We start from the raw sequence: 11,981 nt of genomic DNA, 5'->3' as shown, positions 1-11,981 counted from the left end.
TAGGGTAATTCAATAAAAAAAATCCGCTAAGAGCAATTTCTTAGCGGATTTATATTTTAAAAAGTAGTTAAATTATTGTTTAACCGGTGTTTTTTGAACTTTACTAGGAAAAGTATATGCATAACCTAAAGCAAAAGATAAACTACCCATATGAACTGTACCATAAGTGTCTTTGTCATTTTGTAAAGGTAAAAAACCATAAGAACCTCTTACATCAAATAATAATTCACTGTGCTCGCTAATAGCTGCGGTAACTCCAATACCATACATAGCACCAAAATCAATGGTAGCAAGGTCTTTTGAAATATCAGTTGTTGCTTCAAATGACATAGGTGGAGTTATCGGAATATAATCACCAGCTTCTGGAGAGTATATGAAAATTGAACTCTCTCCTTTTGTTTTTTGTTTAGGGTTGATCATAAAATCAATATAAGGACCAGCGTTTACATAAACACCCCATGTTTCACCTAAACTCCATTCGTATTTAGCCAATACAGGGATTTCTATATAAGAAAATACAGCCTTGTTATCAAATGTAGCATAAGGAACTACTCCTGGAGGTAATTGTAAAGGCTCACCAGTAGCAGGATCCACTAATAAAGCAGCAGGTATTGGTTGCCAACCATTGCGTTCGCCTCCTTTTCTTAAAAAGCCCAATTCAGCTTTTATAGAAAATTCTTCAGTAATACCAAAATCAGCAAATAAGCTACCATCAAATCCAGTAACAGATTCATAATCTTTACTGTAAATGTTGTTATCAGTACTTTTTAAATTTGGAATACCTACACCGGCACGAATACCGTATTTGTTTGTTTGTGCATAATTGGTAGTAGCCACTAATACCAAGCTAATCAATAGAAATTTTTTAAGTTTTTTCATTTAAATGTTTTTTAAAATTAGGTAACGTTACTACACAAATATAATCTTATTATTCATTTGAAAATAATTTGAAGTTAGAAATCATAATAAAATGTTAAAATAAATTTTAAAACTGTTCAAAAACACCCAATCCAAAAAGTGCAAAATCATATTTTACGGGATCGTTTTTGTCCATTTTTCTTAAGTTTAAATCTAACTCATTTAGCGCTTTAGCATCATTTTGTTTTCGGGTTAATAAACCTAATTTTCGTGCAACGTTTCCAGAGTGTACATCTAACGGACAAGATAAAATACTTGGCGAGATACTTTTCCAAATACCAAAATCAACCCCTGTTTTATCGTTTCTAATCATCCACCTTAAAAACATATTAATTCTTTTTGCAGCCGAACCTTTTAGCGGGTCTGAGATGTGTTTTTCAGTACGCTGTAAATGTGGTATTTCAAAAAAAAGTTGTTTAAAATTATGGATAGCAGGTTGTATAGAAGTTTTTGTAGTGTTTTTGCTGAAAACATTTTCAAGTCCTTGATGATTTTTATAAATATGTTGAAGTGATTTTATAAAATACTGAAAATCATAAGCATTAAATGTTCTGTGTACAAAGCTATCAAAATTGTCTAAATGATGCTCTTTGTGGTTCATTACAAAATCATAAGGAGAATTGCCCATCAATTCAACCATTTTAGAAGCATTTTTGATAATCATTTTTCTGTTTCCCCAAGCAATTGTGGCTGTTAAAAAACCAGCGATTTCAATGTCTTCTTTTATTGAAAACTGATGCGGTATTTGAATAGGATCACTTTCAATAAAATTTGGATTGTTATATTGAATTACTTTTTGATCTAAAAATTCTTTGAGTTCGGTTTTATTCAAGGTCTATTTTGTAAATGTGTTAAAATAAAAAGGCGCTTTTAACTTAATAAAAGCGCCTCAATATAAAATATTTTTTATTAAAAGTGTATACCTACACCAATTCCTCCAAATGAAGCAGATCCACCACCAAATTCGCCTAAAATACCCCAAGTGCTGTTAAATTTATATTCAACACCTACATGCGCATTAATATCAAAAATATCGTTGTCTTGACCTACATTAAAACTGGTATCTACACCAGCCCAAATATCCCAAGGTTTTGGTAAATTCATTAAACTATCAAAATAATAATCTGCTTTTACACCAAGTCCAATATAATCAAAATCTAGAGGAATGATTACAGCTGGGGCTACAGTGATATTTTTTGCAACAGGAATTTCGTAATTGGCTTTTATTTTAGTGTTATTTCCAAAAGAAATAGCCAAATTTAACGCTTGATAATCTTCTTGTGCCATTACTGTATTAGAAACACCAACAAATAAACCAGAGAATAGTAAGAATGTAAATAATTTTTTCATGTTTAAAGTTTTTTTAATTATCAACAAATGTAATAATTTCAATGATATCAATTTATAAATGTTTTAAAAACCTTAAGATACTAATTTATAATAATGGTATAAATTTTTGAAGTAGAATCGTCGCTAAAGCAAATGCCATCATCATTAAAAACCAATCCATCACCTATAGATAAATCAATAGAAAAACTAAAAGTACCTTTTTCGGTTGGAATGCCACTAAAATAAATTTTTCGGTGGTCAAAAACATAGTTAATTCCACGTGGAGGTCTGCCTATCATATTAAAATAATATGCAAAATCATCATCGTTTACGTGGTTTGTTGCTGAAGCAGTTATGGTTTCAAAATACTCAATACCTAATTTTCCTTCTGCCAAATTGTTATCGGGTAATTTTGGTTTTACTTTAGCAATACAATCCACAGCTTCATTTAAAAATAATTCACAGCCAGAAAATAGGAGAGTAGTTAAAAACACGATTGTTAATATACTGAATTGAAGCTTAAACCTGTTACTTATTGCAGTTTTCATAATTTCATTTTTTAGAATTGGTTAATGAAATATTTACTAAGGGTTTATTATATAAGTACTATCAATTGTTATACCTTAAGTTACTAAATTAGATGATTGAAAATTTAATTAAGATGATTTTTGAATTATTTTTTCAATTTCTGTTGAAATGATATTGAAGTTTTTTTCAAAATCAAACCACAATATTTCTGTATCTTTTTTATTCCAGGTTACTTGTCGTTTTGCAAATCTTCTTGTATTTTTTTTAATTTCATTAATTGCAAATTCTAAGGTGCAATTTCCATCAAAAAACTCGAATAATTCTCGGTAACCAACTGTTTGTAATGCGTTTAGTTTTTTAAATTCATACAAGTTTTTGGCTTCTTCTAGCAAACCTTCTTTAATCATAATATCAACTCGTTTGTTGATACGATTGTACATAGTTTCGCGATCAGCAGTAAGACCAATTTTTATTGGTATAAAATTTCTTGCAGCTTTGGGTTTGTTTTTAAATTCAGCATAAGTTTTACCAGTACCAATACAAATTTCCAAAGCTCTAATTAAACGATGTGGATTTTCAATTTCAATGGTGTTGTAACTTTCAATATCAAGTTCTTTTAATTCATTTTGAAGAACTTCGATTCCTTCTGAAGTTAATTTTTCATTTAAATTTGCTCTTATTTCCGCAGGAACATCAGGAAAATAGTCTAAACCATTTAATACGGCATTGGCATACAAGCCACTACCGCCAACCATTATCGCTACATTGTTTTTTGAAAAAAGAGCATCTAATTTAGCAAGTGCATCTTTTTCAAATTGTCCAACACTGTAATCTTCAAAAATAGAACGGTTTTTAATAAAATGATGTTTTGCAGCAGCCAATTCTTCAGTAGAAGGTACTGCAGTTCCAATACTCATTTCTTTATAAAACTGACGAGAATCGCACGAGATAATTTCAGCATTAAAATGATTTGCCAATTTTATGCTTAAAGCTGTTTTACCTATTGCGGTAGCACCTACAACTGTGATTAAATAATTTTTCATATTATAATTTTGCGCCACAATTATTACAATATTTGGCATTGTCTAAATGTTTGTCTGAACCACAATTAGTACAATGTTGGGTATTTATAGGAACTTTTGTATCTGCTTTAGTTAACTCGGAAGTAACAATACCCGTAGGAACCGCAATAATTCCATAACCCAATACCATTACAATACTTGCAATAAACTGACCAAATGGTGTGTGCGGAGAAATATCACCATAACCAACCGTAGTTAAGGTTACAATTGCCCAGTACATACTGTACGGAATGCTGGTAAATCCATTTTGTGGTCCTTCAACCAAATACATAATAGTTCCTAAAATAATGGTAAGTACTATAATGGCAAATAGAAAGACAAATATTTTAATTCGGCTGGCTTTAAGTGCTGCAACCAAATTGATAGAAGCACCCATATAGCGTGCTAATTTTAAAATTCGAAAAACCCTTAACAAGCGCAAAGCACGGAGTGCAATTAAGGCGTGTGTACCCACAAAAATTAATGAAATGTATTTTGGAATGGTCGCTAAAAAATCAATAATTCCATAAAAACTAAATATGTAGGAGGTTGGTTTTTTAATACAAATAATGCGGGCAATGTATTCAATAGTAAATAAAATGGTGATAATCCATTCAGAAATATTTAAAATGTTGTGGTATTTTTGGTCAATACTGCTCACACTTTCAAGCATTACCAATACAATACTAATTATAATGGTGATAATTAGAATGATATCAAATAATTTACCCTCTTTGGTGTCGGCTTCATAAATAATATCATGAAGTCTCGATTTCCAATTTACCTGTTTGTTATTTTTTTGTTCAATCAAAATTAAGAATCACTAAATGAAATACTAAGTTAAAGCTTTTAAATAATTAAAACCTTATTATTTTTTCAATGTTGTTTTTTTGAAGGTATTTTTTAATGATATTTCTGTTTGAAATAGAATTATCCATTGGAGAGATAAGTTTTCTAAGTATTTCTAAGTGACTTAATTGGTAACCAAAATCGGTGTAGCAATAACCTTTAAATTCGTTATTTTCAATTAATATAACTGATTTTTCACCTATGGTTCTACCTCTGTCAATGATTAATAAATTATCGTTGCTAAATTCAATAGGTTCCTCTTTAACTTTGGCAATAAAATTATATTTTGGTTTGTTTGTTTTTATTTCTTCGTTAAATTTTAATTGCGCAATTAGCTCATTACCAGTTTCTTCATAAGTCACGGAAACAACATTTTTTTGAATTGTTTGCGCTTTTTTTGATGCACGTAAAAACAATTGATTTACAGCTTTTCTAATGTTTTTGCCTTTGCCAATGTACATTATTTGTGTAGTACAATTATGAACATAAAACAATCCTGTTTTAGACGGCAATTCGTCAAGAATAGTCAATAATTTAGAAGCTAATTTTCTTGGATTTTCTGTAATTACAGCTTCTTTTATAATATTTTTGTGAATGTCTTTAGCTAACAATAATTTAAACAATAGTACTGTTGCAATGGCATCACCATCAGCACGGTGACGACTAGAAATTGGGATGCCTAATGATTTACATAAATTACCCAATTTATAAGAAGGAAGTTCTGGAATCAATGTTTTACTTAATTCAACAGTACAAAGTGTTTTGCGATCATAATTGTAACCAAGTCTTCTAAACTCTGTTGTTAAAATACGATTGTCAAAATCGGCATTGTGAGCAACTAAAACGCAATCTGTTGTAATTTCAACAATTCGTTTTGCAACTTCGTGAAATTTTGGTGCATTTTTAACCATTTCATTGTTAATACCAGTTAAATTAATAACAAAAGGTTGAATGTCTTTTTCGGGATTTACCAAACTAATAAACTGATCTACAATTTCATGACCATCAAATTTATAGATGGCGATTTCTGTAATTCCTTCTTCGTTGAATTTACCTCCGGTAGTCTCTATGTCAAGTATTGCGTACAATTATATATAATTTCTATTTCCAAATATAGCACTTCCTATTCTAATCATGGTACTTCCTTCTTCAATTGCAATTTTATAATCGTCGCTCATACCCATAGATAGTTGTGTAGGATTGAAATTGAAAGAACTGTATTTTTTTGAAGCTTCAAAATAATTTTTCAATGATCTAAATTCTTCACGTACTATATTTTCATCATTTGTAAAAGTAGCCATTCCCATAAAACCCAGAATTTGAATATTTTTCAAGCTTTCAAATGCTGTTGATTCTAAAAGTTGATCTACTTCTGTAAATGAAAAGCCAAATTTGGTATCTTCTTTTGCAATTTTAAGTTGCAACAAACAATTGATAATTCGGTTGTTTTTAAGGCCTTGTTTGTTAATTTCTTTCAATGTTTTAAAACTATCAACCCCATGAATTAAATTTACAAAACCAGCCATGTATTTTACCTTATTGCTTTGTAAATGTCCAATCATATGCCATTGGATATCTTTTGGAAGTTGCTCGTATTTTTCAACCATTTCCTGAATTTTATTTTCGCCAAAAATGCGTTGTCCGGCATTGTAAGCTTCAAGAACATCACTTGCAGGTTTTGTTTTTGAAACAGCAACTAACTGAACGTTATCAGGAAATGATTGTAAAATGCTATGTAGGTTGTTTTTTATAGACACAAACTACTATTTTAATTTATTAATTACCAGTCCAGAACGTAATTTAGGTTCGAACCAGGTTACTTTTGGAGGCATAATATTTCCAGTATCGGCAATGTTCATTAATTGATCCATACTTACAGGGAATAAAGCAAATGCAACAGCCATTTCACCACTATTTACTCTTTTAGATAATTCTCCTAAGCCACGAATACCACCAACAAAATCAATTCTTGTTGAAGTTCTTAAATCTTTGATATCTAAAACAGGCTCTAAAATACATTTAGATAAAACGCTAACGTCAAGGCTACCAATAGGATCATTGTCGTTAAAAGTGCCCTCTTTTGCAGTAAGTCCGTACCATTTTCCATTTAAATACATAGAAAAATCATGTAATTGACTTGGTTTTACGATTTCTTCGGAAACTTGGTTAATTGTAAAATTTTCTTCAACTTTAGCAATAAACGCATCAGTACTTAAACCATTTAAATCTTTTACAACACGGTTGTAATCTATAATTTGTAATTGGTTGTCTGGAAAATGAACTGCCATAAAAAAGTTGTAATCTTCATTTCCAGTATGATTTGGATTTTGTTTGCTAAATTCTTCGGCCATTCCTGCAGCAGCAGCAGTTCTATGATGCCCATCTGCAACATAAGTACAAGGTACTTTTTCTTTAAAAAGTTGCTCTAAAGTTTTATTTGTATCAGCATCTTCAATTACCCAAAAATGATGTCCAAAACCATCTTCTTCAGCAAAAAAGTCGTACTCAGGGTTTTTAGTGGTTACAATGTTAGAAACAATTGCATCAATTTCTGGCACTGCTCTGTAAGTAAAAAATACAGGTTCAATGTTTGCTTCTAAAATACGAGAAAGCACTTTACGATCTTCTTCTTTATCAGGTCTTGTAAGTTCGTGTTTTTTAATGTTTCCATCTAAATAATCTTGGCAAGAAGCGGCACCTACAATTCCGTATTGTGTTTTTCCATTCATAGTTTGCGCATAAATATAATATTTAGGCTCACTATCTTGTGTTAAAGTTCCGTTTTCTTGAAAAATTTCGAAGTTTTTACGTGCATGTAAATAAACTTTTTCATCGTGTGCATCAATGTCTTTTTCAAATTCAATTTCAGCACGTGTTATACGTAATAATGATGCGGGTTTATCTTTTGCCATAATTGCAGCTTCTTCAGAATTCATTACGTCGTAAGGTAAACATGCAACTTCTTTAACTTTATTTTGAGGTGGACGAAGTCCTTTAAAAGGTTTAATTATTGCCATATTAAGTTTTGTGTTTTTATAATAACTAATGTGTCAAAGTTACAATTATAAACTAAAAAAGGCTGTTAAATAACAGCCTTTTTTTAAATATATGTACTACAAATTATTTTAATATTTCAACAATTTGTTGTGCTAATTCTGTTCCAATTCTATCTTGTGCTTCAGCAGTTGCTGCACCAATATGTGGAGTTAAAGATAGGTTAGGGTTCATTAGTAATTGAACTTCAGGTTTTGGTTCTTTTTCAAAAACGTCTAAAGCAGCTTTTGCAATTTTACCACTTTCAATAGCTTTTACCAATGCAACTTCATCAACTACACCACCACGTGCTGCGTTAACTAAAATAGCGCCGTCTTTCATTATTTCAAATTCTTTTGTTGAAATAGCGTACTCTTTTTGAGCAGGAACGTGTAAAGTTAAAAAGTCAGCTTGTTTTAAAACTTCGTCTTTTGCAATTGTTTTAACGTTAAATGAAACTTTTTGACCATCAAAAAACTCTAATTCTAAATCTGCACTTTCTAAAAATGGGTCAAAAGCAATAACTTTCATTCCTAATCCTAAGGCAACCTTTGCAGTTGCTTGACCAATTCTACCAAAACCAATTACACCCAAAGTTTTACCTTTTAGCTCAATACCTTTAGCATAAGCTTTTTTTAATGTATTGAATTTTGATTCACCTTCTAAAGGCATGTTACGGTTTGCATCGTGTAAGAAACGAACCATTCCAAATAAATGAGCAAAAACCAACTCTGCAACAGAGTGAGAAGATGCTGCAGGTGTATTAATTACTTTTAGGCCTTTTTCGCGAGCATATTCAACATCAATATTGTCCATTCCAACACCACCACGACCAATAATTTTTAAAGAAGGGCAATTGTCTATAATATCTTTTCTAACTTGTGTAGCACTTCTTACAAGTAATACAACAATTTCATTTTTGTTTATGTAATCTACCAATTGATCTTGTGCAACAGTAGTTAAATCCACTTCAAAACCATTTAATCCAAGAGCTGCTATACCACTTTTGGCTAAACCGTCATTTGCTAATACTTTCATTATAATATATTTTTGTTATTAGTTTTGTTTTTCAAGTTGTTGCATTGCATCAATAAGTACTTGAACACTTTCAATAGGCATTGCATTGTAAATACTAGCTCTATATCCACCAACTGATCTGTGACCTTTTATACCACTAATACCAGCTGCATTCCAAATTTTGTCAAATGCTTCTTGGTCAGCTTCGTTAGTTAAGTTAAAAGTAACGTTCATTAATGAGCGATCTTCTTTTTCAGCAAAACCTTTAAAATGAGGATTTCTATCAATTTCAGCATACAATAAAGCAGCTTTTTCTTCATTTATTTTTTCGATAGCTGGAATACCACCTAAGTCTTTTAACCATTGTAATGTTAACATTGAAACATATACAGAGAAAACAGCAGGTGTATTAAACATACTGTCGTTTTTGATATGAGATTGATAATCTAACATTGCAGGAATTTGACGTCCAGTTTTTCCTAAAATTTCGTCTTTAACAACAACAAGTGTTGCACCAGCAGGTCCCATATTTTTTTGTGCTCCAGCATAAATAATATCGAATTTGCTAAAGTCTAACTGACGAGAAAAGATATCAGAACTCATATCAGCAACTAAAGGTGCATCAGTTTTTGGGAAATCTTTTATTTGAGTACCATAAATAGTGTTGTTACTAGTTACGTGGATATAGTCAACGTCTTTTGGTACAGTGTAATTTTTAGGTATGTAGTTGTAAGTTTTATCTTTAGATGAAGCAAACACTTCAACATCACCTAATAATTTAGCCTCTTTGATAGCTTTAGAACTCCAAGCACCTGTGTCTAAATATCCAGCCTTACCGCCAACTTTCATAATATTATAAGGTGTCATCAAAAATTCTAGACTTGCACCACCTTGTAAAAATAATACGGAGTAACCTTCAGGTAGGTTTAATAATTCTTTTACTAAACTTACTGCTTTATCCATTACAGCAATAAACTCTTTGCTTCTGTGTGAAATTTCTATTAATGATAAATTAAGACCATCAAAATTAAGTATCGCTTCGGCAGATTTTGCTAAAACTTCTTGAGGTAAAATACAAGGACCTGCGCTAAAATTATGTTTTTTCATTTTTATAAAATATGAATTAAATTTCTGACAAATTTCGTTAAAAAAATATAAAAAAGAGTAAAATATTTATTAAAAAAAATCGCTACTTTTCGTTAAAAATTCAATGGTATCGACATTATCGGCATAATTCCATAATTTTGGATGTTGAGTTTTGCCGAATTTTACGAAATCTACAACGTTTTCGTTACTCGCAATACATTGAATTTGCTCACTTTCTGCTTTTAGCTTTTTTGTCAAGATTTCAAAATCGTCATAATGCTCATAAAATACAGTTGCAATAGGCGAGCTATAACTACTGTCTTCCTTCAACATTACAAATCCATTTTCTAATATTTTAAACATACTCATTAAATAAACGGCTTTATTATAGTCGTAATTGTTTTCGTATTTTTTGTAATTTATAATGTCGTTATATTTGTATAAGGCATTGAATAGTAAATCGAAATTGTAATTTTTTGGCACAAATAATTTTGAAACACTTCTACAACCCAATCCAAAATATAGAAAAATGTCTTCACCCAAGGCTTCAAGTTCTTCATTGGTTTCTTTTCCTGTAATTATGGCAACCGAATTTCTGTTTTTACGAATAATATTTGGGTATTTTCCAAAATAATGCTCAAAATAACGTGCAGTATTGTTACTTCCAGTTGCAATAACGGCGTCAAAATTGGTTAATTTTTCTTGTGTAAAAGTAACGCTGTTTTTAAATGAAGGATTGTAATGTTCTAAATATTTAACTATTAAAGGTAAAAAATGTTTATCATGTGATGAAAGTTTTACCAAGGCTTTATTTCCTGTAATAAGCACACACAACAAATCATGAAAACCCACCAAAGGAATGTTACCAGCCATAATAATGGCTACAGTTTTTGGTTCGGTATTTTCATTAAAAGAGTATTTTGAAGTCCATTTATTCAAATTATCAATGCTCAAAGCATTGCTCCAACTTTCAATTGCTGTAAGCACATTGTTTTTTGTAAACCATCCGTTAAACTCTTGAGCTCTTTCGATTTGCATTTTAAAAGCATCAAAAAATAGCGTGTTGAATTCTGAATTGTCTGTTTTTTCAATTTTTGAATTAGAGAATTGTTTAAAAAATACACCTAGTTTTGCAAAAGCTTCTTTTCGTTGCTCTAATTTCATTGTCGTAAAAATTTTATATTTGCTGCAAAATTAATCTAAATACATAGTATGGCAATAAAAATAACAGATGAATGTATAAATTGTGGCGCTTGTGAAGCAGAATGTCCAAACAATGCTATATATGAAGCGTCTGAAGATTGGAAATACAGTGATGGAACTTCACTTGAAGGAGGTGTGGTTTTGCCAAATGGTAATAAAATTGATGCTGATGAGTTGCAGGAACCTTTAAATGACGAATACTATTTTATTGTAACAGATAAATGCACAGAGTGTAAAGGTTTTTTTAACGAGCCACAATGCGCAGCAGTTTGTCCTGTTGATTGTTGTGTACCTGATGAAGATAATGTTGAAACTGATGAGGTTTTATTAGCTAAACATCAATTTTTACATAAGGGAGACGTATAGTTGAATTTTTAAAAAATTAGTTTAAGGCAGGATCTTCAGGTGCATTTGCCCAAATTTGGTATTCTCCACCAAATTTAAGCAATTGATTTTTCCAAAATTCATCACTTTCTACAGAAAATAAATTCTCAAATTTATTTTCAATAACAACCCAGCTAGATTCAAGGAGTTCTGTATTTAATTGTTCTTGTGACCATCCAGAATATCCTAGAAAAAAACGAATATCATCTGCTTTAATCTTGTTGTTATTTAATAACGCTGTTAATTTTTCAAAATTACCACCCCAATAAATGTTGTTAGCTATATGCACACTATCTGTTATTAATTCGGGTATTTTATGAATAAAATATAGGTTTTCTTGTTCTACTGGACCGCCATTGTAAATTACAAAATCACAATCAATATCTGGAATTAAATCTACAATTGTAAATTCTGAAGGTTTGTTAAGAATAAAACCAATTGTTCCGTCATTATTATGTTCTGTTAAGAATATAACAGACCTATTAAATGATTTGTCGTTTAATATTGAAGGTTCAGCAATTAGCAACCTTCCTTTTGAGGGTTTTATTTTTAGCATAAATAAAGCGTTTGATT

At 30.6% G+C, this 11,981-nt stretch carries 14 protein-coding genes; 1 reads left to right on the top strand and 13 read right to left on the bottom strand.

The features are described 5' to 3' along the window. Positions 1-72: 72 nt before the first annotated feature. From EC396_RS06715 to EC396_RS06660, 12 genes are all read right to left on the bottom strand, one after another. On the bottom strand, positions 73-879 hold the full coding sequence (locus EC396_RS06715) for a porin family protein (protein WP_129365937.1): 807 nt from the start codon (positions 877-879) through the stop codon (positions 73-75). A gap of 106 nt (positions 880-985) precedes the next feature. Further along, positions 986-1,750: a TIGR02757 family protein gene (locus EC396_RS06710; protein ID WP_129365936.1), complete on the bottom strand. Its 765-nt coding sequence runs from the start codon at positions 1,748-1,750 to the stop codon at positions 986-988. Positions 1,751-1,827: 77 nt separating this feature from the next. After that, the gene (locus EC396_RS06705) at positions 1,828-2,268 is read right to left on the bottom strand and encodes a hypothetical protein (RefSeq protein ID WP_129365935.1); all 441 of its coding nucleotides are present in this window, start codon (positions 2,266-2,268) and stop codon (positions 1,828-1,830) included. A gap of 80 nt (positions 2,269-2,348) precedes the next feature. Continuing rightward, positions 2,349-2,795: a hypothetical protein gene (locus tag EC396_RS06700; protein ID WP_129365934.1), complete on the bottom strand. Its 447-nt coding sequence runs from the start codon at positions 2,793-2,795 to the stop codon at positions 2,349-2,351. Between the two features lie 108 nt (positions 2,796-2,903). Then, positions 2,904-3,857, bottom strand: coding sequence for a tRNA (adenosine(37)-N6)-dimethylallyltransferase MiaA (gene miaA / locus EC396_RS06695; protein WP_240665649.1), 954 nt, complete (start codon positions 3,855-3,857; stop codon positions 2,904-2,906). Further along, positions 3,820-4,644 (bottom strand): ion transporter, encoded by an 825-nt coding sequence (locus EC396_RS06690; protein ID WP_205757922.1) that lies wholly within the window; start codon positions 4,642-4,644, stop codon positions 3,820-3,822. The genes miaA and EC396_RS06690 overlap by 38 nt, the downstream gene beginning before the upstream one ends. A 49-nt stretch (positions 4,645-4,693) precedes the next feature. Continuing rightward, positions 4,694-5,773: an exonuclease domain-containing protein gene (locus EC396_RS06685; RefSeq protein WP_129365932.1), complete on the bottom strand. Its 1,080-nt coding sequence runs from the start codon at positions 5,771-5,773 to the stop codon at positions 4,694-4,696. Then, entirely contained in the window at positions 5,774-6,442 is a 669-nt protein-coding gene (locus EC396_RS06680) for a YggS family pyridoxal phosphate-dependent enzyme (protein ID WP_129365931.1), read from the bottom strand. It abuts the gene before it with no gap. 6 nt (positions 6,443-6,448) lie between these two features. Continuing rightward, positions 6,449-7,702, bottom strand: a complete 1,254-nt coding sequence (locus EC396_RS06675) for a DUF1015 domain-containing protein (RefSeq protein ID WP_129365930.1) — start codon at positions 7,700-7,702, stop codon at positions 6,449-6,451. A gap of 103 nt (positions 7,703-7,805) precedes the next feature. Further along, positions 7,806-8,756, bottom strand: a complete 951-nt coding sequence (locus EC396_RS06670; protein ID WP_129365929.1) for a D-2-hydroxyacid dehydrogenase — start codon at positions 8,754-8,756, stop codon at positions 7,806-7,808. A gap of 18 nt (positions 8,757-8,774) precedes the next feature. Further along, complete coding sequence (serC, locus tag EC396_RS06665) at positions 8,775-9,842, bottom strand: 3-phosphoserine/phosphohydroxythreonine transaminase (RefSeq protein WP_129365928.1); 1,068 nt, start codon at positions 9,840-9,842, stop codon at positions 8,775-8,777. 69 nt (positions 9,843-9,911) lie between these two features. Then, positions 9,912-10,985, bottom strand: coding sequence for an acyl-CoA reductase (locus tag EC396_RS06660; protein ID WP_129365927.1), 1,074 nt, complete (start codon positions 10,983-10,985; stop codon positions 9,912-9,914). A 48-nt stretch (positions 10,986-11,033) separates the two neighbouring features. On the opposite strand from EC396_RS06660, the gene EC396_RS06655 reads away from it, so the two are divergent. Next, positions 11,034-11,390, top strand: a complete 357-nt coding sequence (locus EC396_RS06655) for a 4Fe-4S dicluster domain-containing protein (RefSeq protein ID WP_129365926.1) — start codon at positions 11,034-11,036, stop codon at positions 11,388-11,390. 16 nt (positions 11,391-11,406) lie between these two features. Here the strand turns inward: EC396_RS06655 and EC396_RS06650 are convergent, their stop codons facing one another. Continuing rightward, the gene (locus EC396_RS06650) at positions 11,407-11,964 is read right to left on the bottom strand and encodes a YqgE/AlgH family protein (RefSeq protein WP_129365925.1); all 558 of its coding nucleotides are present in this window, start codon (positions 11,962-11,964) and stop codon (positions 11,407-11,409) included. Positions 11,965-11,981: the final 17 nt, after the last annotated feature.

Origin of the sequence: Lutibacter sp. HS1-25 (assembly GCF_004121075.1) — a bacterium.
GTDB lineage: Bacteria > Bacteroidota > Bacteroidia > Flavobacteriales > Flavobacteriaceae > Lutibacter.
The sequence above is the reverse complement of the archived record's forward strand: the minus strand, read 5'-3'. Positions and strand labels throughout refer to the sequence as shown.

What these genes read in the sequence shown, in the direction of transcription:
- EC396_RS06715 (WP_129365937.1), bottom strand. Translation starts at nt 879, where the DNA reads ATGAAAAAACTTAAAAAATTTCTATTGATTAGCTTGGTATTAGTGGCT.
- EC396_RS06705 (WP_129365935.1), bottom strand. Translation starts at nt 2,268, where the DNA reads ATGAAAAAATTATTTACATTCTTACTATTCTCTGGTTTATTTGTTGGT.
- EC396_RS06700 (WP_129365934.1), bottom strand. Translation starts at nt 2,795, where the DNA reads ATGAAAACTGCAATAAGTAACAGGTTTAAGCTTCAATTCAGTATATTA.
- miaA (WP_240665649.1), bottom strand. Translation starts at nt 3,857, where the DNA reads ATGCCAAATATTGTAATAATTGTGGCGCAAAATTATAATATGAAAAAT.
- EC396_RS06675 (WP_129365930.1), bottom strand. Translation starts at nt 7,702, where the DNA reads ATGGCAATAATTAAACCTTTTAAAGGACTTCGTCCACCTCAAAATAAA.
- EC396_RS06670 (WP_129365929.1), bottom strand. Translation starts at nt 8,756, where the DNA reads ATGAAAGTATTAGCAAATGACGGTTTAGCCAAAAGTGGTATAGCAGCT.
- serC (WP_129365928.1), bottom strand. Translation starts at nt 9,842, where the DNA reads ATGAAAAAACATAATTTTAGCGCAGGTCCTTGTATTTTACCTCAAGAA.
- EC396_RS06660 (WP_129365927.1), bottom strand. Translation starts at nt 10,985, where the DNA reads ATGAAATTAGAGCAACGAAAAGAAGCTTTTGCAAAACTAGGTGTATTT.
- EC396_RS06655 (WP_129365926.1), top strand. Translation starts at nt 11,034, where the DNA reads ATGGCAATAAAAATAACAGATGAATGTATAAATTGTGGCGCTTGTGAA.
- EC396_RS06650 (WP_129365925.1), bottom strand. Translation starts at nt 11,964, where the DNA reads ATGCTAAAAATAAAACCCTCAAAAGGAAGGTTGCTAATTGCTGAACCT.